Origin of the sequence: Solibacillus sp. FSL H8-0523 (assembly GCF_038051985.1) — a bacterium.
In the GTDB taxonomy this organism is placed as follows: domain Bacteria; phylum Bacillota; class Bacilli; order Bacillales_A; family Planococcaceae; genus Solibacillus.
In genome coordinates, this window is the sequence record NZ_CP150291.1 from 194,918 (window position 1) to 218,747 (window position 23,830).

The 23,830-nt window shown below is 42.3% G+C and carries 10 protein-coding genes, 16 tRNA genes and 3 rRNA genes; 25 read left to right on the top strand and 4 right to left on the bottom strand.

Going from position 1 to position 23,830, the window contains the following annotated elements:
* Positions 1-209 precede the first annotated feature (209 nt).
* From NSQ62_RS00950 to NSQ62_RS01040, 19 genes are all read left to right on the top strand, one after another.
* Positions 210-1,765 (top strand): 16S ribosomal RNA (locus NSQ62_RS00950).
* A 99-nt stretch (positions 1,766-1,864) separates the two neighbouring features.
* Positions 1,865-1,941: transfer RNA gene (locus tag NSQ62_RS00955), tRNA-Ile, on the top strand.
* A 37-nt stretch (positions 1,942-1,978) separates the two neighbouring features.
* Positions 1,979-2,054, top strand: a tRNA-Ala gene (locus tag NSQ62_RS00960).
* Between the two features lie 124 nt (positions 2,055-2,178).
* Positions 2,179-5,106 (top strand): 23S ribosomal RNA (locus NSQ62_RS00965).
* A 65-nt stretch (positions 5,107-5,171) separates the two neighbouring features.
* Positions 5,172-5,287: ribosomal RNA gene (rrf, locus tag NSQ62_RS00970) — 5S ribosomal RNA — on the top strand.
* Together the 16S, 23S and 5S rRNA genes with 16 tRNA genes alongside form the textbook arrangement of a ribosomal RNA operon.
* A gap of 14 nt (positions 5,288-5,301) precedes the next feature.
* Positions 5,302-5,377 (top strand) — tRNA-Val (locus NSQ62_RS00975).
* A 10-nt stretch (positions 5,378-5,387) separates the two neighbouring features.
* Positions 5,388-5,463: transfer RNA gene (locus NSQ62_RS00980), tRNA-Thr, on the top strand.
* A gap of 7 nt (positions 5,464-5,470) precedes the next feature.
* Positions 5,471-5,546, top strand: a tRNA-Lys gene (locus NSQ62_RS00985).
* A gap of 50 nt (positions 5,547-5,596) precedes the next feature.
* A tRNA-Gly gene (locus tag NSQ62_RS00990) sits at positions 5,597-5,671 on the top strand.
* A 5-nt stretch (positions 5,672-5,676) separates the two neighbouring features.
* Positions 5,677-5,765: transfer RNA gene (locus NSQ62_RS00995), tRNA-Leu, on the top strand.
* Positions 5,766-5,795: 30 nt separating this feature from the next.
* Positions 5,796-5,872, top strand: a tRNA-Arg gene (locus NSQ62_RS01000).
* Positions 5,873-5,892: 20 nt separating this feature from the next.
* Positions 5,893-5,969 (top strand) — tRNA-Pro (locus tag NSQ62_RS01005).
* A 6-nt stretch (positions 5,970-5,975) separates the two neighbouring features.
* A tRNA-Ala gene (locus NSQ62_RS01010) sits at positions 5,976-6,051 on the top strand.
* Between the two features lie 19 nt (positions 6,052-6,070).
* Positions 6,071-6,163 (top strand) — tRNA-Ser (locus tag NSQ62_RS01015).
* A gap of 32 nt (positions 6,164-6,195) precedes the next feature.
* Positions 6,196-6,271 (top strand) — tRNA-Asp (locus NSQ62_RS01020).
* A 10-nt stretch (positions 6,272-6,281) separates the two neighbouring features.
* Positions 6,282-6,357: transfer RNA gene (locus tag NSQ62_RS01025), tRNA-Phe, on the top strand.
* Between the two features lie 6 nt (positions 6,358-6,363).
* Positions 6,364-6,440, top strand: a tRNA-Ile gene (locus tag NSQ62_RS01030).
* 18 nt (positions 6,441-6,458) lie between these two features.
* Positions 6,459-6,534: transfer RNA gene (locus tag NSQ62_RS01035), tRNA-Asn, on the top strand.
* A gap of 2 nt (positions 6,535-6,536) precedes the next feature.
* Positions 6,537-6,608, top strand: a tRNA-Glu gene (locus NSQ62_RS01040).
* A 108-nt stretch (positions 6,609-6,716) separates the two neighbouring features.
* Here the strand turns inward: NSQ62_RS01040 and NSQ62_RS01045 are convergent.
* Positions 6,717-7,787, bottom strand: a complete 1,071-nt coding sequence (locus NSQ62_RS01045; RefSeq protein ID WP_341322085.1) for an S-layer homology domain-containing protein — start codon at positions 7,785-7,787, stop codon at positions 6,717-6,719.
* Positions 7,788-8,006: 219 nt separating this feature from the next.
* On the opposite strand from NSQ62_RS01045, the gene NSQ62_RS01050 reads away from it, so the two are divergent.
* From NSQ62_RS01050 to NSQ62_RS01065, 4 genes are all read left to right on the top strand, one after another.
* A complete protein-coding gene (locus NSQ62_RS01050; protein ID WP_341322086.1) occupies positions 8,007-12,965 on the top strand; it encodes an S-layer homology domain-containing protein in 4,959 nt (1,652 codons plus the stop codon).
* 123 nt (positions 12,966-13,088) lie between these two features.
* Entirely contained in the window at positions 13,089-14,018 is a 930-nt protein-coding gene (locus NSQ62_RS01055) for an AEC family transporter (RefSeq protein ID WP_341322087.1), read from the top strand.
* 152 nt (positions 14,019-14,170) lie between these two features.
* Positions 14,171-15,793, top strand: a complete 1,623-nt coding sequence (locus tag NSQ62_RS01060; RefSeq protein WP_341322088.1) for an FAD-dependent oxidoreductase — start codon at positions 14,171-14,173, stop codon at positions 15,791-15,793.
* Between the two features lie 11 nt (positions 15,794-15,804).
* On the top strand, positions 15,805-16,251 hold the full coding sequence (locus NSQ62_RS01065; RefSeq protein WP_341322089.1) for an SRPBCC family protein: 447 nt from the start codon (positions 15,805-15,807) through the stop codon (positions 16,249-16,251).
* A gap of 45 nt (positions 16,252-16,296) precedes the next feature.
* Here the strand turns inward: NSQ62_RS01065 and NSQ62_RS01070 are convergent, their stop codons facing one another.
* Both NSQ62_RS01070 and NSQ62_RS01075 read right to left on the bottom strand, forming a co-directional pair.
* Positions 16,297-16,914 (bottom strand): helix-turn-helix domain-containing protein, encoded by a 618-nt coding sequence (locus NSQ62_RS01070; protein ID WP_341322090.1) that lies wholly within the window; start codon positions 16,912-16,914, stop codon positions 16,297-16,299.
* Between the two features lie 144 nt (positions 16,915-17,058).
* Positions 17,059-18,546, bottom strand: a complete 1,488-nt coding sequence (locus NSQ62_RS01075; RefSeq protein WP_341322091.1) for a catalase — start codon at positions 18,544-18,546, stop codon at positions 17,059-17,061.
* A 456-nt stretch (positions 18,547-19,002) separates the two neighbouring features.
* Here NSQ62_RS01075 and NSQ62_RS01080 point away from each other — a divergent pair, with 456 nt between their 5' ends.
* Positions 19,003-20,850, top strand: a complete 1,848-nt coding sequence (locus NSQ62_RS01080) for an SLC13 family permease (protein ID WP_341322092.1) — start codon at positions 19,003-19,005, stop codon at positions 20,848-20,850.
* Between the two features lie 20 nt (positions 20,851-20,870).
* Here NSQ62_RS01080 and NSQ62_RS01085 read toward each other — a convergent pair whose 3' ends face one another.
* Positions 20,871-22,331: a helix-turn-helix domain-containing protein gene (locus NSQ62_RS01085; RefSeq protein ID WP_341322093.1), complete on the bottom strand. Its 1,461-nt coding sequence runs from the start codon at positions 22,329-22,331 to the stop codon at positions 20,871-20,873.
* A gap of 155 nt (positions 22,332-22,486) precedes the next feature.
* On the opposite strand from NSQ62_RS01085, the gene NSQ62_RS01090 reads away from it, so the two are divergent.
* Positions 22,487-23,821 carry a YjiH family protein gene (locus NSQ62_RS01090; protein WP_341322094.1) on the top strand — a complete coding sequence of 445 codons (1,335 nt, stop codon included), beginning with the start codon at positions 22,487-22,489 and terminating at the stop codon, positions 23,819-23,821.
* The last annotated feature ends 9 nt before the right edge of the window (positions 23,822-23,830 follow it).

Genomic DNA, 23,830 nt, shown 5'->3' on the forward strand with positions numbered 1-23,830 from the left:
AAAAGTGTTGACGGTTTTTGAAAAGGCGTGTAATATTCTAATAGTCGTCAGCAACGAGCTGATAACAAAGCGAAACAAAACGCAACATGAACCTTGAAAACTGAACAAGCAACGTTAATGAAAAACAAGTTTCTTAAATGAAACAAACAATAGATTTCAACTTTAATTAGTTGAATCGCTAGCAAAGCAAATGAGCTTTCAAACTAACTATTATGGAGAGTTTGATCCTGGCTCAGGACGAACGCTGGCGGCGTGCCTAATACATGCAAGTCGAGCGGACGAATTTTTGGTGCTTGCACCGAATTTTCGTTAGCGGCGGACGGGTGAGTAACACGTGGGTAACCTACCCTATAGACTGGGATAACTTCGGGAAACCGGAGCTAATACCGGATAATACTTTTGAACTCATGTTCGAAAGTTAAAAGATGGTTTTGCTATCACTATAGGATGGACCCGCGGCGCATTAGCTAGTTGGTGAGGTAACGGCTCACCAAGGCAACGATGCGTAGCCGACCTGAGAGGGTGATCGGCCACACTGGGACTGAGACACGGCCCAGACTCCTACGGGAGGCAGCAGTAGGGAATCTTCCACAATGGACGAAAGTCTGATGGAGCAACGCCGCGTGAGTGAAGAAGGATTTCGGTTCGTAAAACTCTGTTGCAAGGGAAGAACAAGTAGCGTAGTAACTGGCGCTACCTTGACGGTACCTTGTTAGAAAGCCACGGCTAACTACGTGCCAGCAGCCGCGGTAATACGTAGGTGGCAAGCGTTGTCCGGAATTATTGGGCGTAAAGCGCGCGCAGGTGGTTCCTTAAGTCTGATGTGAAAGCCCCCGGCTCAACCGGGGAGGGTCATTGGAAACTGGGGAACTTGAGTGCAGAAGAGGATAGTGGAATTCCAAGTGTAGCGGTGAAATGCGTAGAGATTTGGAGGAACACCAGTGGCGAAGGCGACTATCTGGTCTGTAACTGACACTGAGGCGCGAAAGCGTGGGGAGCAAACAGGATTAGATACCCTGGTAGTCCACGCCGTAAACGATGAGTGCTAAGTGTTGGGGGGTTTCCGCCCCTCAGTGCTGCAGCTAACGCATTAAGCACTCCGCCTGGGGAGTACGGTCGCAAGACTGAAACTCAAAGGAATTGACGGGGGCCCGCACAAGCGGTGGAGCATGTGGTTTAATTCGAAGCAACGCGAAGAACCTTACCAGGTCTTGACATCCCATTGACCACTGTAGAGATACAGTTTTCCCTTCGGGGACAACGGTGACAGGTGGTGCATGGTTGTCGTCAGCTCGTGTCGTGAGATGTTGGGTTAAGTCCCGCAACGAGCGCAACCCTTGTTCTTAGTTGCCATCATTTAGTTGGGCACTCTAAGGAGACTGCCGGTGATAAACCGGAGGAAGGTGGGGATGACGTCAAATCATCATGCCCCTTATGACCTGGGCTACACACGTGCTACAATGGACGATACAAACGGTTGCCAACCCGCGAGGGGGAGCTAATCCGATAAAATCGTTCTCAGTTCGGATTGTAGGCTGCAACTCGCCTACATGAAGCCGGAATCGCTAGTAATCGTGGATCAGCATGCCACGGTGAATACGTTCCCGGGCCTTGTACACACCGCCCGTCACACCACGAGAGTTTGTAACACCCGAAGTCGGTGAGGTAACCTTTATGGAGCCAGCCGCCGAAGGTGGGATAGATGATTGGGGTGAAGTCGTAACAAGGTAGCCGTATCGGAAGGTGCGGCTGGATCACCTCCTTTCTAAGGATTATTTCGGAAATCTTTCCATGGGAAAGATACTCATTAACGTTTGCTGTTCAGTTTTGAAGGTTTATGAATGAATTTTATATACTTCTAAGAGGGCCTATAGCTCAGCTGGTTAGAGCGCACGCCTGATAAGCGTGAGGTCGATGGTTCGAGTCCATTTAGGCCCACCATATAAATTCTTTATATACCTCTTATACCCATAATATTGGGGCCTTAGCTCAGCTGGGAGAGCGCCTGCCTTGCACGCAGGAGGTCAGCGGTTCGATCCCGCTAGGCTCCACCAATTTTTTTTGTTCTTTGAAAACTGGATAAAACGACATTGATAAGTAATAAACAAACAATAGATCAAGAAATTGGTCGTGCAATATCCTTAAAATCTTAAATCTTTTGATTTAAGTTTAACTTTTGGTTAAGTTAATAAGGGCGCACGGTGGATGCCTTGGCACTAGGAGTCGATGAAGGACGGCACTAACACCGATATGCCTCGGGGAGCTGTAAGTAAGCTTTGATCCGGGGATTTCCGAATGGGGGAACCCACTATCTTTAATCGGATAGTACACTCACGTGAATTCATAGCGTGTTTGAGACAGACGCAGGGAACTGAAACATCTAAGTACCTGCAGGAACAGAAAGAAAATTCGATTCCCTGAGTAGCGGCGAGCGAAACGGGAAGAGCCCAAACCAAAGAGCTTGCTCTTTGGGGTTGTAGGACACTCAATACGGAGTTACAAAAGAATGATTTAGGCGAAGCGACTTGGAAAGGTCCGCAAAATAAGGTAAAAGCCCTGTAGCCCAAAAGTTATTCCCTCCTGAGTGGATCCTGAGTACGGCGGAACACGTGAAATTCCGTCGGAATCCGGGAGGACCATCTCCCAAGGCTAAATACTACCTAGTGACCGATAGTGAACCAGTACCGTGAGGGAAAGGTGAAAAGCACCCCGGAAGGGGAGTGAAATAGATCCTGAAACCGTGTGCCTACAAGTAGTTAGAGCCCGTTAATGGGTGATAGCGTGCCTTTTGTAGAATGAACCGGCGAGTTACGATTACGTGCGAGGTTAAGTTGAGAAGACGGAGCCGCAGCGAAAGCGAGTCTGAATAGGGCGAATTAGTACGTGGTCGTAGACCCGAAACCAGGTGATCTACCCATGTCCAGGGTGAAGGTGAGGTAACACTTACTGGAGGCCCGAACCCACGCACGTTGAAAAGTGCGGGGATGAGGTGTGGGTAGCGGAGAAATTCCAATCGAACCTGGAGATAGCTGGTTCTCTCCGAAATAGCTTTAGGGCTAGCCTCGTGATTGAGAATACTGGAGGTAGAGCACTGTTTGGACTAGGGGGGCATCTCGCTTTACCGAATTCAGACAAACTCCGAATGCCAGATATTTATACACGGGAGTCAGACTGCGAGTGATAAGATCCGTAGTCAAGAGGGAAACAGCCCAGACCACCAGCTAAGGTCCCAAAGTAATCGTTAAGTGGAAAAGGATGTGGCGTTGCTTAGACAACCAGGATGTTGGCTTAGAAGCAGCCATCATTTAAAGAGTGCGTAATAGCTCACTGGTCGAGTGACGCTGCGCCGAAAATGTATCGGGGCTAAACGATTCACCGAAGCTGTGGATGCATCCAATAGGATGCGTGGTAGGAGAGCGTTCTAAGGGCGTTGAAGTCAGACCGGAAGGACTGGTGGAGCGCTTAGAAGTGAGAATGCCGGTATGAGTAGCGAAAGACGGGTGAGAATCCCGTCCACCGTATGACTAAGGTTTCCTGAGGAAGGCTCGTCCGCTCAGGGTTAGTCGGGACCTAAGCCGAGGCCGATAGGCGTAGGCGATGGACAACAGGTTGATATTCCTGTACCACCTCCTCACCGTTTGAGAAATGGGGGGACGCAGTAGGATAGGGTAAGCACGCCGTTGGTTGCGCGTGTTCAAGCAGTAAGGTGTGTATGTAGGCAAATCCGCATACTTTAACATTGAGCTGTGATGACGAGTCCGTATGGACGAAGTTCCTGATTTCACACTGCCAAGAAAAGCCTCTATCGAGGTGAGAGGTGCCCGTACCGCAAACCGACACAGGTAGTCGAGGAGAGAATCCTAAGGTGTGCGAGAGAACTCTCGTTAAGGAACTCGGCAAAATGACCCCGTAACTTCGGGAGAAGGGGTGCTCTGTTAGCGTGCAAGCGTGAGAGAGCCGCAGTGAATAGGCCCAGGCGACTGTTTAGCAAAAACACAGGTCTCTGCAAAACCGTAAGGTGACGTATAGGGGCTGACGCCTGCCCGGTGCTGGAAGGTTAAGAGGAGTGGTTAGCGCAAGCGAAGCTGCGAATTGAAGCCCCAGTAAACGGCGGCCGTAACTATAACGGTCCTAAGGTAGCGAAATTCCTTGTCGGGTAAGTTCCGACCCGCACGAAAGGCGTAACGATCTGGGCACTGTCTCAACGAGAGACTCGGTGAAATTATAGTACCTGTGAAGATGCAGGTTACCCGCGACAGGACGGAAAGACCCCGTGGAGCTTTACTGTAGCCTGATATTGAATTTTGGTACAACTTGTACAGGATAGGTAGGAGCCAGAGATCCCGGAGCGCCAGCTTCGGAGGAGGCGTCAGTGGGATACTACCCTGGTTGTATTGAACTTCTAACCCATGCCCCTTAGCGGGGTAGGAGACAGTGTCAGGCGGACAGTTTGACTGGGGCGGTCGCCTCCTAAAGAGTAACGGAGGCGCCCAAAGGTTCCCTCAGAATGGTTGGAAATCATTCGTAGAGTGTAAAGGCATAAGGGAGCTTGACTGCGAGACCTACAAGTCGAGCAGGGTCGAAAGACGGGCTTAGTGATCCGGTGGTTCCGCATGGAAGGGCCATCGCTCAACGGATAAAAGCTACCCCGGGGATAACAGGCTTATCTCCCCCAAGAGTCCACATCGACGGGGAGGTTTGGCACCTCGATGTCGGCTCATCGCATCCTGGGGCTGTAGTCGGTCCCAAGGGTTGGGCTGTTCGCCCATTAAAGCGGTACGCGAGCTGGGTTCAGAACGTCGTGAGACAGTTCGGTCCCTATCCGTCGTGGGCGTAGGAAATTTGAGAGGAGCTGTCCTTAGTACGAGAGGACCGGGATGGACACACCGCTGGTGTACCAGTTGTTCTGCCAAGAGCATCGCTGGGTAGCTATGTGTGGACGGGATAAGTGCTGAAAGCATCTAAGCATGAAGCCCCCCTCAAGATGAGATTTCCCATTACGCAAGTAAGTAAGACCCCTGAAAGACGATCAGGTAGATAGGTTCGAGGTGGAAGCGCAGTGATGTGTGGAGCTGACGAATACTAATCGGTCGAGGACTTAACCACAATTTATGAACATCAATGAAACGTTTATCCAGTTTTGAAAGAATAAATTCTTTCAACTTAATAAGTGAAGTGACGATGGCAAAGAGGTCACACCTGTTCCCATACCGAACACAGAAGTTAAGCTCTTTAGCGCCGATGGTAGTTGGGGGTTTCCCCCTGTGAGAGTAGGACGTCGCTTCGCTTATTTTATACCCAGGAGGATTAGCTCAGCTGGGAGAGCACCTGCCTTACAAGCAGGGGGTCGGCGGTTCGAGCCCGTCATCCTCCACCATTTCTAAATTGCCGGTGTAGCTCAGTTGGTAGAGCAACTGACTTGTAATCAGTAGGTCGAGGGTTCGACTCCTTTCGCCGGCACCACTTTAGAGAGCCATTAGCTCAGTTGGTAGAGCATCTGACTTTTAATCAGAGGGTCGAAGGTTCGAGTCCTTCATGGCTCACCAGTTTTTTTTAATTTCATAACTTGTCAGAATAAAAATATCTATGCATTTTTGCGGAAGTAGTTCAGTGGTAGAACACCACCTTGCCAAGGTGGGGGTCGCGAGTTCGAACCTCGTCTTCCGCTCCAAAAATGCCGGGGTGGCGGAACTGGCAGACGCACAGGACTTAAAATCCTGCGGTGAGTGATCACCGTGCCGGTTCGATTCCGGCCCTCGGCACCATTTTTAGTTATTTAAAACAAAAAAATTATAGCGCTCGTAGCTCAATTGGATAGAGCATCTGACTACGAATCAGAAGGTTGTAGGTTCAAGTCCTGTCGAGCGCACCATTATATATTTATGACAAATTCGGAATGTAGCTCAGCTTGGTAGAGCACTTGGTTTGGGACCAAGGGGTCGTAGGTTCGAATCCTGTCATTCCGACCATTTTATGGGGCCTTAGCTCAGCTGGGAGAGCGCCTGCCTTGCACGCAGGAGGTCAGCGGTTCGATCCCGCTAGGCTCCACCATATATTTTGTTTTCCTTTTGGAGGTATACCCAAGTTCGGCTGAAGGGATCGGTCTTGAAAACCGACAGGCGGGTAACACCGCGCGGGGGTTCGAATCCCTCTACCTCCTCCATTTTTAATTCAATAAGCAATACATAATATGTTGGTCCCGTGGTGTAGCGGTTAACATGCCTGCCTGTCACGCAGGAGATCGCCGGTTCGATCCCGGTCGGGACCGCCATTTTTTTTGTGGGTTTGTAGCTCAGTTGGTAGAGCATTAGATTGAAGCTCTAAGTGTCGGCGGTTCGATTCCGTCCAAACCCACCATATTATGGGCCTATAGCTCAGCTGGTTAGAGCGCACGCCTGATAAGCGTGAGGTCGATGGTTCGAGTCCATTTAGGCCCACCATAGTATTTATTGTATTGTTCCGAAGTAGCTCAGTTGGTAGAGCATCCGGCTGTTAACCGGCAGGTCGCAGGTTCGAGTCCTGCCTTCGGAGCCATTGGCCCGTTGGTCAAGTGGTTAAGACACCGCCCTTTCACGGCGGTAACACGGGTTCGAATCCCGTACGGGTCATACACTTGAGAAGAAAGCACATCGCATTTGCGGTGTGTTTTTTTGTTGTTTTAATTTAAGGGAAATAGAAGCGAAAAGGTTAGCGCCCATATACGAGCGCTAACCTTTTTATTTTTCTAGTGATAATGTGCCGTTAAAATTCGTGCCTTTATCGCGCCCAGCTTCGCAGTAAAACTCGGTTGTTTTAATAGAACGGATGCCGACCTTTTCAAATTCGATAACGCAGCGTTCACCGGCGCTCGTTTTGTTCATGCGCGCTTTTGTGTCAGAGGTAGCCGTTGCTGTACCTTCTACTGTACCGGAGCTCCAGCCATCATACGTATAGTATGTGACGTCAAAGCCTGTTTTTGAACTGTTGGTAATTGTGAGGATCCGGCCAAGTACGTCTAAGTCGCCCTTACCATATGTGTAAAAGTACGTGTATTCACCATTCCAGGTTTTTGAAGGCTTTGTGTTGGCTTCTGATGACCAGTTCGAGCCTTTACGTAGCGATTTGTCGAGTGTGTTACGTGCTAGATTTGCGCGTTTATTAAGTGTAAATGCTTCGATATTTTCAAAGCTGTTTTCAGCATTTGGTGAGATGTAGAAAAAGCTTTTTGCTTGTAGCTTATAGAAGAAGGCAACAAGCTGCGCGCGTGTTAAATTATTCGTTGTACCGAAGAAACGTTGGATATTTGTGTTTTCGTATTTCGGGTTTTGCCCTGATGAAATATGGTGATCGATTAAGAAACGAATCGATTTGTCTAAGCTTACATCCCCATTTAATATGTATGCAAGTGCATGAGCCACCGTGCCACGCTTAACGGCATGATCACGAATTTTATTATCAAAATAGCCATTCAGTGGTACTTGATAAGCGGCGAGTGTATTGTAATTGGCATCCGATGCTATTTCCTTATTAGAGTACTTTAATAGTTCGTCAGTGACAGGATCTAAATCAAAATATTTCACTAGTAATTGCGCAAATTGCTGCTCGGTAACAGCCTGATTTGGGCGGAAGGTGCCATCTTCGTAGCCATTCACAATATTAAAATCATAGGCCCATTTAATTGCATCATAGGCAAAATGCGTGGTTGAAACATCACTGAAAATGCGCTTTGCTTCGGCTTTTTGTAGAGGTAAGAGCAGACCACTCAGCAAAAAAATGGCACATAGGATTACGGTAACATATCGTTTCATAATTAAACCTCCTAGTTTTCTGGTTATATTTGACTGTAGCATGTGTACACTTTTCGTGCAAATGGCGAAAGTGTTAGAAAGTTGGTCTAATTCTTTTTTAGGAACTGGACTTTTTCATAATACATTGCGCAATTTTATTCTAAAATATGGGATATATGCCGATAATATTAGTAATGTGATTTTGTAGATAACTAGAAGCGAGAAGGAGATGTGTTACACATGAACCAATCGAAAAAAATATTAGCAGCTTTAGTGGCTGTACCAGCAAGTGTCGTAGTAGCAGACAGTGCATTCGCGGCAGACGTAACGCTTAGTTTTGAAGTAAATAATGAATTTGTTGGTGGGGATGCTGTAGATGTTGAGGCGGTTAAAGAGGCCGATTTAAATAATACTTTAAAAAATGTCATTGTTACTGGAATGAGTGCGTACAAAACAACATTTGACGCAAAATTAACAAAGGTTTCAGCAGCGGAAGCACAAGCTGAGGTTGAAAAAATATTTAAGGATATGAAGGCCAATTTAGCGATTGGTGATAACACGATGCTTTATGGCATGTTTAAAAATGCGAAGGTTAAAGCGACAGAAACCGTTAAAGATGGCGAGTCAGAAGTAAAGCTTGAGTTTACGATGAGTTATTACGGGACAAGCACAGATGTGATAGCTACGTTAGGAAAATTGACGTTTGAAACGGCGGATAATACACCGTTAAAAAAAGTAAAGAAGGTACATGATTATATTGTAAGTAATTCATTTATTACAGAAAGTGAGCATAGTCCAACATATTTAGCACTGAAAAATACAGGTTCATCCCATGCTTATGCGATGTATACATATATGCTTTTAAAGAAAGCCAATTTGGATGTTCATTACGTATACGGCATGAAAAACGGTGTTTATCGTTCTTGGAATATAGTGAAAATTGAAAATAATTATTGGTACAACCTTGACGTAGCGGCAAATGATAGTACAGACCGTAACAATAAAGACGTGAATTATCGCTACTTTTTAACAAATAATATAGGTGATCACCGTATTACAGTAGGAGCTCAAGAAACAAAAGACCCTTCATACGATCATTTAGCAACAGCAGATAATAAGGCGGTTTCTGATAACTTTATTTATTTTGTCGATGCGGATGGAAAAATAAAGAGAATTAATAACGATACATTAAAATTGGATAAAGATACAATAATTGACAATATAAAAATGAATAATGTAGAGATTAAAATTACTTCAGAGCCAGGTAAAATGGTATATGTGAAGCAAATGTCAGATACCGATTCTGCTATTGTTGAGAAAGAGAGCCTATACTTTGTAAACACAAGCATGGGGCATTATTTATATGAGTTAGTGATTCAAAATGAAACATCGGCAACTCCAACATTTGAATTAAAGCTATTAATCAACGAACCCGTTGAAGCAATTTCGATGGTCGGTACGGATGCCGTGAAATACAAAATAGCAAGCGGTGAAAAAACGGTTTATATTGAGGCGTTAGAAGATGGTCATAAAAATGCTATCAATAATGTGAAAATAGCGTTGAATGAGATGAGTGAGCTTGCAACAAGGATTGTTAGTGGCGATAAGCATCCAAATGAAACAATTGCTACGAAAAAAGGCAATCTTACAACTGAAGAAACAAAATTAGCGGCTAATCAAAAAGCGTTAAAGGAAAAAAATGATGAAATTATAGAAGAACAAAAGAAATTAGAGGAATTAAAAGCTGAAGCTTCTACTGATTCAGTAAAAATTTCTGCTTCAGAAGAGAAAATTAGGGATTTAAAAGTTACTAAAGAAACCTTAGAACTCACAAAAGTAACTATAGAAACAGATATTACAACATTAAAAACAGCTATCGCTAAATTAGAAAAAGACACAGCGGACTTAGAAAAGAAAATCATCAAAGCCCGTGAATTATATATGGCATTAACGCCAAATCAGCAAATGGAAATTGCCAAGGATGGAGTTTCAAAAGTAAAACTTGCTGAATTACAAAAACTTGAATCCATATTCTTCCCAGCAAGCGGAACGAATACAAACGTTAATAAATTAATTTCAAATATCAATAAATTAGATATTTTCAATGATGGCTACTACACAGCAATTTTTGCAGCTGCTGAAGTTTACAAAGGTTTAACAGCCGATGAAAAAAAGGCAGTTTATAACTATAACATTTTACAAAAAGCACTTGAGGAAACAAAAAAAGTAGATAATTTAAATGCCGATTTTAAAAAGTTAATCGGCACATCGAAGGATCCATTTGTTGATGTAAAAAACTTCATTACCGAAGTGGAAAAGCTGACGGTACGCTATGAGAAATTATTGCCATCACTACAAAAACAAATTACGAGCTCAGGTTTTATTAACCAAGTGAAAGAACGCCGTACTAACGTCGAATCCTACCGCCTAAAACTTAGCAATACTGACGAAACAACGTCAGATTACTTAGCGGTGATTAAAGAGATACTAGGTGCCTACAACAAAATGACAATTAGTGAGCAGGCGTTATTTACAGAGGCTGAGGTAGCGAAAATTACAGCGGCCAACAGCTTATCCGAATCGATTAAAGATATTGCGGAAAGCTTAACAACGCAATTAGATGACGTTACTTTGGGAACATCACCAATTACGCCAGAGCTTTACGATACGCTTCAAAGCTTAGTTTCTCAATATAACGCATTAACGACTGCACAAAAGGCAGAGCTAAATAGTGTGGCAACAAAAGCATTAGTAGAGAAGCTTAATGCGTTTGAAGCAGAAATCAAAAAAATCAAAAACTTACCAACTTTAAAAGCAATTGAAACAGCGGTTACGGAGCTAGAAACGAAAAAACTAGAAACATTAGAGGCGTTTGAAGCAGAGGTTAATAAAATAAATACCGAGATTACTAATTTCGAAAAAGCTAACAAACTTAGCAACTCAATCGCCAAATTCTACAGCAGCGAAGCGACGGCTAACATGTTTGGCACATACAGCGCAGCATTAGAACCGACACTGTTAAATGAAGCTAAAAATCTAATCGCAGATATTAACAAAATAACGACAAGCGCAGACGTAGACATGACAAAAGTTGTCGGATTACGTGCGAAGGCAAAAGAAATTACCGCTTTACTGCAAAGTTACATCCCGTTGGCTAAGCTTGAAGAACATGAAGTTCGAATCATCACAGCGGAAATTAAAAATCTAAAAGAAGATGCGTTATTAGCTGACGTAAAGCCTGTGTATGACCTATACATGAGCATTTCAGAAGATGCACGCAAACAGGTGGAGGAAGCAGGTAGCAAACTTTTAATCGAACTATACAACAAGGCTATTGCTAACGACACTGCAACAAAAGATGCCATAAAAAAAGTGCAAGAGATGGTTGATAAACTAGGCGATAAAACGACGCGGGAGGAGTTAAATGCTTTACTGGACGCTTACGATGCATTAGACGAAGAAAGTCAAAAGCAAATCGTTGACTATGATGAAAAGGTCGAAGCAGTTGAAGAACGTTTAATCTTACAGGAAACGACTGACAAAGATCGACTAGCTGTGCAAAATGTCATCACGATGATTGCAGCGTTAAATGATGAATCGACAGAAGAAGAAATCCTAGAAGTACGCGAGGCGTATAATGCGTTAACCGAGACTGGGAAGGATTTAATTTCTAAAGGTACACGAGAATTATTAGAATACTATGAATCACGCATTAAAGAGCTCATTATAATCGCACAAAAAGAAGCGGCTGTTGTACAAGACCGCATCAATCGTATTACAAGTGGCTACACAGAAGCACAAATCAAAAACATCCGTATTGCTTACAATGCATTAAGCAGGTTGGCAAAGACGTATGTAACGAACTTACAAGGTCTAATCGATGCTGAAAATAGGACCATCTATCAAGACACAGTCGTAAAAGAAGCGAAGCTAGATGCCAATGCTTTCGACGTATACATGAACGACATTACTCGTAACTCAACAACAGCACAAATTGCGCAGGCGCGTGCGAACTATAACCGCCTATCATCAGAGGCGAGAAGGCATGTCACAACGTATGAAAAACTTGTACGTCTAGAAACGATGTGGAAAGACCCAGAATACTTGGATTTAGTGTTTACCTACTACCCAGAGTATATCCATGCGGTAAAACCAGGGGCAATTGTTGTGCAAAAGCCAACATATGACCCGCTCTACATTCCAGATGATTCAGCGACAACGTCATCATCGGTAGTGACAAACCCGGTTGCATCATGGTCAGCGTATGAACCGATGCGTAACCAAAATGGCCGTTACACAACGACGATTTCGTCAACACAAGTGAAAAATAATACAGACCGCAATATGCGTTTAAAAGCTGATAACATTGAAATCGTCATCCCAACAGCGGATTTAAAGGCTTCAACAGCAACTGTCGGCGTTTCGGTTAATGTCACGAACAATCAGCTTAATATTCAATTTACAGAGGGCAACAAGGCCAAGTACTTCTCGGATTACGTAGAAATTCACGTACCGTTTAGTGCATTAAAGGGCAATGCCTCACAAATTATTGAGCGTGTCGCTGCATCTGGTTCGGTGGCATCATTTAAAGTAGACGGCTCGACATTCATTATCCGTACGAAATCAAGCGGTACGTTTAAAGCAACAACCGCGAGAACGTACAACGATATCCCGTCAGGTGCGCAAGGGGATGCGATTCGTGAGCTAGCGAAGCGCGGCATTGAATTTAATACGACCTCACGTTTATCACAGAGCTATAAGCAAGTAGCGAAGATGGACGTTGCATTAATGATTGCGACAGTACTTGATGTATCAAGTAACGCAAAATCGAACTATCAAGATTTAGAGAGCGATGTACATGTGAAGCGTGTACAGGGCTTACTTGAAGCGGGGGTTATGAGTGGGGCAACTTCTTCACGCTTTAATCCAAATGGCACAGTCACAAAGCAAGAAGCAGCGATTATTATTGCCAATATGTATCGCTATTTAAATCAGGATTTAGCGAAGGCATATAATAACCTAAATTCAAGTTACCGTGACATCGCAAACTTAACGGTAGAAGCGCGTCAAAGCATTGCGATTTTAGAATTATTTGGTGTGGTGAGTGGGACAGGCTCATTTGAACCAACAAAACAATTAACACGCGCTGAATTCGCGGAGCTCCTTTACCAAGCATTAAAAGCAATCGATTATCTATAAGCTAGAGCGCCTATGATTTTTAGTCATAGGCGTTTTTTCGCGTGAAAACGTAAGTCGCAACCTATGAAAAATGCGTTATAATTAACAACGATAAGAATTAGGCGTAAAAGGAGCAATGCTCATATGGTTTATTTATCTATGATTTTCTTCAAAATTGTTGCACCGATTTTAGTATTACTAGTCATTGGCGCACTGCTGCAACGTAAGTTTCATTTTAATTTAAAGGCCTTGTCGCATCTGATTACATACTGTTTTATGCCTGCTGCGGTATTTATTAATATTTATGAAACGTCGATTGAAATGAGTGTGCTAGGACAAATCACGCTATTTATCGTGCTATTTATTGGCTCGCAAATGCTACTGAGTCAGCTGCTTGCGAAGCTATTAAAGCTGGATAAAAAAGAGGGCGCGGTGTTCAAAAATAGTGTAGTGCTCATTAACTCTGGCAACTACGGCATTCCTGTGGCGCAAATGATCTTTGCCACGCAGCCGATTGGGGTTGCCATTCAGGTGATTTTGGTTATTTTTCAAAATATGACAACGTATACATATGGCTTGTATAATTTGATTTCTTCTACGAAGTCAGGCTTGGCAATTATTCGGGACTTTTTAAAAATGCCGATTGTTCATGCGCTTATTTTAGGTGCAGCATTAAACTACTTTACTATCCCGATTCCAGAAACATTTAGTATTCCACTTGAACATATTGCGGATGGATTTGTCGCAGTCGCCCTTATTACATTAGGAGCGCAGCTATCGACGATTGAAATGCGTACAATGTTTAACAAAACGATTTTTGTGAGCTGCTTTACGCGCCTCGTTGTGGGGCCGGCAGTGGCGCTCGTCATTATTTTTGCATTAGGGCTAGACGGTGTTGTCGCACAGTCATTATTCATCGCCAGTGCGTTCCCGACATCACGTAATAGCTCAAGTCTTGCGCTTGAATATGATATTGAGTCGGCAACCGCGGCACAGACGGTTTTATTTTCAACGATCATTAGCTGTTTGACGGTGACGGTTGTAATTTATATTTCTACTATATTATTTGTGTAAAAAGATTTGTCCTGGAATTGATTTCAGGACAAATCTTTTTATTTTTTCTCTTTAATGTATATTTTATCTCTTTTAAGTTGAAAAATTAGACAAATTACAACATAATAAAAATGATAGTATTACTATCATTTCACGAAGGGAGCGAATACAAAATGACAAATATTCAATGGGAAAAAGAAGTTGATGTGATTGTTCTAGGCTCTGGGGGAGCTGCTTTATCGGCAGCAGTATCAGCAGCAGACAATGGGGCGTCTGTACTGATTTTAGAAAAAACACACCAAATCGGTGGAACAACGGCTTACTCTGGCGGGGTTCCTTGGGTGCCGTTAAATCATTACATGAAAGAAGCAGGCTATGAGGATAACCGTGAAGCTGCGGTTAACTTTATTAAGCGTTTAGCGTTAGGTCGCGCAGAAGATCATATGATTGAGCGCTTTGTTGATAAGGGACATGAGGTGTTTCAAGCATTACATGACAAAACACCATTACGCTTTGCGACACCTGAAGGTTATCCGGAGTACTATAAAAACTTACCTGAAGCACTACAAAACGGGACGCGTTCATTAGACCCGAAGCCATTTAACTTAAATGAAATTGGTGAATGGGGACAGCATTTACGTCAAAACCCAATCTTCCCTCCGTTAACATTAGCTGAAGGCGGGGCAGTTGGTGGTATTGACTTCCAAATGATTGCGGAGCGTATGCAAAATAATATCGTAACGATGGGCCGTTCACTCATCGCGTCGTTGTTTAAAGGCTGCCTAGACCGTGGTGTGGAAACATTACTAAACACAGCAGGTAAGGAGCTTGTGTTAGGGGATAATCAAGAAATTATTGGCGTTATCGCAGAAACGTCAGAAGGCGAGAAAAAATATTTTAAAGCCAATAAAGGCGTGATTTTAGCATCGGGTGGCTTTGAATGGAATAAGCAGTTAACAAAAGCATTTTTAAAAATGGACATTACGCACCCAGTTTCTCCTCCTGGTAATGAAGGGGATGCGCTCATGATGGCAATGAAGGCTGGCGCGGCGTTAGATAATATGAGTGAGGCTTGGTGGTACCCGGCAATGATAGACCCGACATTTGAATACGAGGACAATGTAATGGCACAGCTTGGTGGCGGACGTAATGGCCCGAACTCTATTGTTGTAAACAAGCATGGTCGTCGTTTCACAAACGAGGGGACAACATATAATGACATGCCACGTGCATTCTTTAACTTTGATGCAGTGGAGTTTGAATTCCCGAATGAATCACCGGTGTGGATGGTATTCGATCAGCAGTTAAAGGATAGCCAGCTACTGATTACGATGACACCGGGTGACCCAGCACCAGATTGGGTAGACCAGGCACCAACAATTCGCGAACTAGCAGAAAAAATTGGCATCAATGCGAGTAATTTAGAGGATGAAGTGGCAAAATGGAATAAGTTCTGTGAAGACAAAGAAGACCCAGACTTCCGCCGCGGAACAACGCAATTTGAGAATTTAACAGGCGGCGGGGCAAGCCCAGAAGCCAACTTAGGCAAAATTGAAAAAGGCCCATTCTATGCACTACCAATTTATTTAAGTGCATTAGGAACAAACGGAGGACCAAAAATCAATGAAAATGGACAAGTCGTAAACTTTGCTGGCGTGCCGATTAAAGGCCTCTATGCAGCTGGGAACGCATCAGCAAACCCGCTTGGCCCAATTTATCCATCAGCAGGCGGAACAATCGGACCAGGTATGGTATTCGGTTATTTAGCAGGCGAGCACGCAGCAAAATCAAACTAAGAGGTGATCATATGCCAGCAGGAACACATTTAGTATCGGTACCACTTAACATCAATACGATTTGGGAATTCGTGCAAGATATGAACAACTGGGCGCCACTTGTACCAGGTTACATCGAGCATGAAATTATTAACGAAAATGAATCAACATGGGCATTTAAAGGCGATTTAGGCTTTATGAAAAAAACAGTAAAGCTAAAAATTGATATTAAAGAGTGGAATGATCCATCAGGTGTTATCTTTGATTTAACCGGGATGTCGGATAATTTCAAAGGCGGTGGCTACTTCAAAGCAGAGGCTGTTAGTGAAAATGAAACGACGATGACTGGGAACTTAGACATTACAGCAGGTGGGATGATGGGACCGATGATTAATCAAATTTTAGTGAAATTCGTGCCACAAACTGCTCAGGAGCTAACGGATAATATCGTGGCGAAGCTTATTGAAGTGAATAAATAAATGATAAAAACTACAACGGATTTTCCGTTGTAGTTTTTTATTCGATTATCCTTTTAAATAGTGTAAAATCATGTGTTTTACCTGTTGGAGCTGTTCTTTTTTTGGTGTTGGGAAAATTTCATAAGGCATGAAGCTCGTAAACGCATGCTTTTTCATAGCAATGCCGAATACGTTCATCATTGTATGTGCAGTTAATTCTGCTTCAGGATTTAATGTAATCGATCCATCTTGTTGGCCCTGTGCAATAGCTAGCGTGATGGAGTGACCAATTTTCGTATAGGCATTTTTAATGTTTGCCATAATTTCTACATCGATTGGATTGTACGTCGCGTAGTACTCAAAGTTTTCTAAAATCGTAACAGCCTCACGATTGGCTGTGAAAATATAGTCAATATACGTATCTAAAATGGCATTCATTTTTTCATAGCCTGTAGCCTCCGAAGTAATAATGGCTTCAAATTGTGGCATCATTTGTTCAATCAATTCAATGACAATTTCACTAATGAGCAGCTCCTTTTTTGGGAAATAACGAAACAAGGTTGCCACACCAACATTCGCTTCGTCAGCAATTTTTTGCATAGATGTTCGCTCGAAGCCGTGTGCTGTAAATAGTCTTTTTGCTGCTCGTAGCATTTGCTGATGTTTTTGTTGTTTTGCGTGCAAAAAAATCCCCCCAAACATTGTTCCTTTCATCATACAAAAAACACACAAAATGTGGAATGATACATATGTAAAAACCGCAAGCATCAAATGATACTTGCGGTGTGTAAGTGAATAAAGTTTGGATATCAATAACACTTTTATAAATTATTTATTTACTAAATCAACGTATGGGTTAGAAAGGTCCATACCGTCTAAAGTTAAGCCCATCGCTTTTGCGACACCTTCACCATAAGCTGGATCCGCTAAGTAGCAGTGTAAGATGTGGCGACGCTTGATGAATTCTTCAACGCCATTCATTTCAGAAGCCGTTGTTTCAAATAAACGTTGTTGTTGCTCTGGCGTTTGAAGACGGAATAACTTACCTGGTTGCTCGAAGTAGTTGTTGTCATCTTCACGATAATCATAGATGTCAGCAGGGCCATCAAGCGCTAATGCTGGATCTTTGAATTGCGGATTACCTTGTAATGCACCGTAGCTATTTGGATAGTACGTAATTGCTGAACCACGGTTTCCATCGGCACGACCTTGTCCATCGCGGTGGTATACCATGAATGGGCATTTTGGTGTATTTACTGGAATTTGGTGATGGTTAACGCCTAAACGGTAACGCGTTGCATCTTGATAAGCGAATAAGCGCGCTTGTAACATGCGGTCTGGTGAGAATGAAATACCAGGTACAACGTTAGAAGGTGCGAATGCCGCTTGCTCAACATCAGCAAAATAGTTTTCTGGGTTACGGTTTAATTCGAATTCACCCACTTCGATTAGTGGATATTCAGATTTATACCAAACTTTTGTTAAATCGAAAGGATCATCTTTTGAGTTACGTGCTTGCTCTTCTGTCATCACTTGGATGTACATTTTCCATTTCGGGAAATCGCCTTTTTCGATTGACTCGAATAAGTCACGTTGAGAAGATTCGCGGTCTTTACCGATAATTTCACCAGCTTCTGCACCTGTTAAGTTTTCAATTCCTTGCTGAGAACGGAAGTGGAATTTCACATAAACGCGTTCGTTTGCAGCATTAATCATTGAGTATGTGTGTGAACCGAAGCCGTGCATTTTGCGGTAGCCGTTTGGAATACCACGGTCAGACATAACGATTGTTACTTGGTGTAGGGCTTCAGGTAATGAAGTCCAGAAATCCCAGTTTGAATTGCCGTTGTGCATATTCGTTTTTGGATCACGCTTAACAACGTGGTTTAAGTCTGGGAAGTGTAATGGGTCACGGAAGAAGAATACAGGCGTGTTGTTACCAACCATATCCCAGTTGCCTTCTTCTGTGTAGAATTTAAGTGCGAATCCACGGATATCACGCTCAGCATCTGCAGCCCCACGTTCACCAGCAACTGTAGAGAAACGTGCGAACATTTCTGTCTTTTTGCCGATTTCAGAGAAAATCGCTGCTTTTGAATATTGAGTGATGTCACGCGTTACTGTAAATGTACCGAATGCACCTGAACCTTTTGCGTGCATACGACGCTCAGGAATTACTTCACGATTGAAGTTTGCTAATTTCTCAATTAAAAATACATCTTGTAATAGAACTGGACCACGACGGCCAGCTGTTTGTACATCGTCGTTTGATACTACTGGAGCACCAGTAGCAGTTGTTAAACGTTCATTTGTCATGTATAAGTTCCTCCTAAAAATAAAATAAATTTGAAAAACTCTTCACTAATAATATAGCAAAAGTAAATCAGAATTGCTACTACATTATAATAATTCTTTTTAAGTAATTTTTATATTAAGATACTAATTATATATTGTAATAACTATCTGATATAAATAAAATTCCTCGTATGCACAGTTGTTCTTGTACCCGTTATATATATTCTTTAAACGGAATCTTTATGCTCGTTGGTCTAAAATGGAATAAAATAAGAGAGATGAATAATTTACCTTTAAATAGGGTTCATAACTCTTTTTCACACGGCTTATAATGAAAATAGCATTTGTAATTGAAAATACCATGTACCATTTTTAGTGAAATCCGTATCATTTTTGTGACAACTGACAAAATACAAAGAGGTTTTGAGTTTTTTCCTATATAATAGTTGGCAAGTACATACATGAAAGGAAAGGATTATGCAATTAACGTTTACATTTATTATTTTGGCGCTGACAATCGTGTTATTTACAACGAATCGTCTACGCGCAGATTTAGTTGCCGTGATGGCTCTGTTATCGCTCGTTATTTTAAATATTTTAACGCCTGCTGAAGCGCTTGCAGGTTTCTCGAATTCTGTTGTTATTATGATTGCTGGGCTATTCGTCGTTGGCGCGGGAATCTTACGTACAGGCCTTGCAGGGATGGCCGGTAATCTTCTATTAAAGTGGTCAGGTGATAGTGAACTGCGATTATTTATTTTATTATTAATTATCGTTGCTGTTGTCGGTGCCTTTATGAGTAATACTGGAACCGTGGCGCTCATGCTACCAATCGTTGTATCGATTGCGATCAGCATTAAAGTAAGCCCGTCGAAATTTTTAATGCCATTATCTTATATTGCGAGTATGTCGGGACTTATGACATTAATCGCCTCACCGACGAACTTAATCGCGTCACAAACGCTAGTGGATCATGGCTTTGAAAAACTTGGCTTTTTCACGATTACACCAATCGGGATTATCGCGACGATTACGGTGATTCTTTATTTAGTCGCAGTGCGCAATACATTACTGCCAAATGAGGAAAATCGATCACAGTCGAGCGCGGGCTATAAATTGTCGCCGCAAAAGATTGCCAAGGAATACGATTTACAGGACAAGTTATTCCGTATTGTTGTAAGTGAAACGTCCACAATTATGGACCAAAAGCTAGCCGATTTAAAATTACCAGCAACGTACCATATCTACATTATGAAAATTAAACGCGGCGCAGCACAAGAAGGCATTAACTTGCGCCCAATGACGTATCAGGAGCTTGCCGGTCCAACAAGTGTCATTTATGCCGGTGATGAGCTGTACGTACAGGGGTTAGCGCAAGATGTAGAGCGCTTCGCACAAGATTTCACCTTAACTGTGCAGCCGTTTGAGGATAATGTTGAAGAGTTAATTTCGAAAAAAATTGGCGTAGCCGAAGTGTTACTAACGCCGCAATCAAGCTTGATTGGGGAAACGGTAAGTAAAATTGGCTTCCGCGAAAAGTACAATCTGAATATTTTAGGGATTAACCGTAAAGGGAATTACCTGTTAAAAAATATGGCGGAGCAAAAGCTGCGTTTCGGGGATGCGATTCTTGTCCAAGGTACGTGGGATGAAATCGAGCTATTATCACGCGAAACGCATGATGTGGTAGTCGTTGGTCAGCCGCGCGAACAAGCCGGCGCTGCTGCTGCAAATGGAAAAGCGCCACTTGCTGGTGCGATTATGCTACTGATGATTGGTCTCATGGTATTTGAAGTGTTTGATGCGGTCATTGCCGTATTAATCGGCGCGGTATTAATGATTATTACCGGTTGCCTGCGTAATATGGACGATGCCTACGGCAAAATGAACTTTGAAAGTATTGTGCTTGTAGCGGCGATGCTTCCGATGGCAACCGCACTTGAAAAAACAGGTGGAATGACCATTTTAGCTGACGGAATTATTAACGTGCTCGGTGATTTTGGTCCGTACGGTGTCTTAATGGGGATTTACCTATTAACCGTTATCTTTGGGCAATTTGTTAGTAATACGGCTACTGCGGTACTGTTCTCACCGATTGCGATTACCGCAGCGATTGCGATGGATACGAATCCGTACACATTTATGATTGGGGTTGCCACAGCAGCAAGTATGGCCTTTGCAACACCGATTGCGTCACCAACCAACTCACTTGTATTAACAGCAGGTGGTTATAAGTTTATGGATTTCGTAAAAGTCGGTGTGCCATTACAAGTTATTATGTTTATTGTCATGATGATTGTCGTGCCGCTCTTATTCCCATTTTAACAAACGAAAAGCCTAGCACATTAGCTAGGCTTTTTCGTTTGCGCGCGATAACGATACGGCGTGATGTGGAAATAATCCCGGAATACTTTAATGAAGTAATTGCTATCAACAAAGCCGACTGTTTCGGCAATCATTGCAACAGAATAATCGGTTTCTAATAATAAGGTTGCGGCTTGTTGTACACGGTACTGCTGTAGATATTTTTTAAATGGAATGCCCCGTTTTTTCGAGAAGACCGTACTTAAATAATTGGCGTTAATATTTAAATTTCGTGCAACACTTTGTAATGTTAACTTTGGATTTTTATAGTGTGCCTCAATCGAAGAAATTGCTAGCTCCGTATAGTCGGCCACCATTACTTGCTGCATTTTTTTCACGCAATCAATCAGTGTTTGTGTAAATAAAATAAATTCCTGCACAATCGCATATAAAATCGGGTGCTCCAAAATTTGATGAAAGAGTGCGCGGTACTGTTCCTCCGTTTTAGCTTGCTGCTGCAAATGGTATTTCAGCATAAAGCGTCGAATTTGTGCAAGAACGCTCGTTAAGTGAATACGCACATCCTCATAATGGTAAAAGGGCGGAGCATTCGTTAATTGATACAAAAAGGCTTTAATTGTTTTTAAATCCCCATTTTCTAAACTAGTAATCCAAAGCTGCTGTTGTTCAGGCGTTAAAATCGGATCTAAGCGTGTAAGCTGTAACGATTGGGAGCTTTTAAATAAATGCGAGTAACCTTTATAAAAGCGCTGTGTTAATACCTTTTTACACGCTTGATACATTACAAATAAAGTCGTTTCATCTCCATCGTATAAAGCGATGTTCAGTTCATCATCATTAAATTGCGCCCATTCTTGCAGGAGTAAACGTAGCTGTTTAGAAAGCTGAGCTAGGTCATCACAATCGGCAAGACAAATAATGCGATTTTGTAATGGGAGTACGGTTAAATTTATGAAAATCGGTACGTGAATCAGCCATTCATAAAGTGTTAAATTATGCTTGAACTGTGCACATTCAATTAAGAAGAACGCCCTTGTGTGTAACGAAAACAATTCCTGCCGATTTAAATACAAATCTGAATATAGTGTGGTTTCTACAGGAATCAAAGGGAACTGATGCGGTAAAGCAACCCTTTCTGATGGTAATGCTAAAATAATTGATTTTAGTTGCTCGAGTGGCACTGGTTTAACAAATAATTCAATTGCTTGAATACGAATCGCTTTCATTGCTTGTTGAAAAATCGGTTCTGCGGTTAGGGCGATAATCGGAACGCTTTGCTGCTTTAGTAATTTCTCCACCTCTAAAGTAATCAATTCCATCTCGATTAATAACAGCTGCGGCTGAAATTGCTCTAATTGTGTATGTAAATCCCCACAACTGGTTGCCGTTTTTATGTCAAGATCTGCGGCGATGTATGTTTTTAAATACCACATCACCCCATCTATTTCTTCAGTATCACGCTCAATAATGAAAATTCTCATAGGATCACCACCATATAAAATTATGAATCTAATAAAATTGCTATTTTAAGTTTAGAAAAGATTAATTATCTGTAAATTTTACTGTATTTCACAAAAATAATCTATTTATTCCAAATAAAAAGAAACATAAAGTAGAAGTACAAAGGGGTGGTGACATGACAAAAGTTCAGGAGAATTATGAAGGGCGCAAAACAGTGAATTTTGAGCTGGGTATTTTCGTGAAAATGGTCATTTGTAGCTTAATCGGGATTGTTAGTTTCTTTATTTCATTCGAATGGAACGGTAAAACTTCTATTTTAATTGACCATATCGTAACTGCTTTCACGTTGTATGTACCAACATTCGTGAACGTTTATGTAATGCTACTTTTAGTATTAGGGGCTGCATATCCGTTTGTCACAAAGAAATGGAAAACATCAAAGGTCAATATTGTCCTGTCAGGCTTTAAAATTGTTGGATTAGTTGTAGGGGTTATGCTAATTTTCAATGTTGGTCCGGCGTGGTTATTTGATCCGAATATCGGGCCATTTCTATTAGAAAAGCTTATAAAACCAGTGGGCTTAATTATTCCAATTGGTGCTGTTTTTTTAGCACTGCTTGTATGCTACGGCTTACTTGAATTTATTGGCGTACTTATGCAGCCAATTATGAAACCAATATTTAGAACACCAGGGCGCTCAGCCGTTGATGCGGTGGCGTCATTTGTCGGAAGTTATTCAGTAGGTTTGATTTTAACAAATCGAGTTTATAAAGAAGGAAAATACACAGCGCGTGAAGCAGCGATTATCGCAACAGGGTTCTCAACGGTATCAGCGACATTTATGGTTGTTGTCGCAAAAACGTTAGATTTAATGGAGCATTGGAATTTGTTTTTCTGGGTAACGCTTATTGTAACGTTCCTTGTAACAGCAATTACAGCGCGTATTTATCCACTGAATAAAATTAAAGACGAATACGCAGAAGGCTCGAAGCCACAGCCTGAAAAAATCGTGAAAAAAGATCGTTTAAAAACTGCATGGACAGAAGCGGTAGAAGGGGCAAAATCTAATCCTTCATTAGCTAAAAATTTAATCCTCCATTTAAAAGAAGGTTTTATCATGGCGATGGGTGTCATTCCTTCGATTTTATCGATTGGGTTATTAGGCCTTGTGTTAGCAACGTACACACCGTTATTTGACTGGATTGCATATATATTTGCACCATTTACGTACTTACTGCAATTACCAGAGCCAATGTTAACAGCTAAAGCGGTGTCATTATCGATTGCAGAAATGTTTTTACCAGCCATGCTTGTAACAGAGGCTGCATTAATTACGAAATTTATTGTCGCTGTTGTTTCAATTTCAGCAATTCTATTCTTCTCAGCGGTTATCCCAGTTATTTTATCAACGGATATTCCATTATCAATTCGTCAAATGATCATCATTTGGTTTGAACGTGTTGTATTAACACTAATTATAGTTACACCAATTGCATTTATATTATTTTAATTAAGGGAG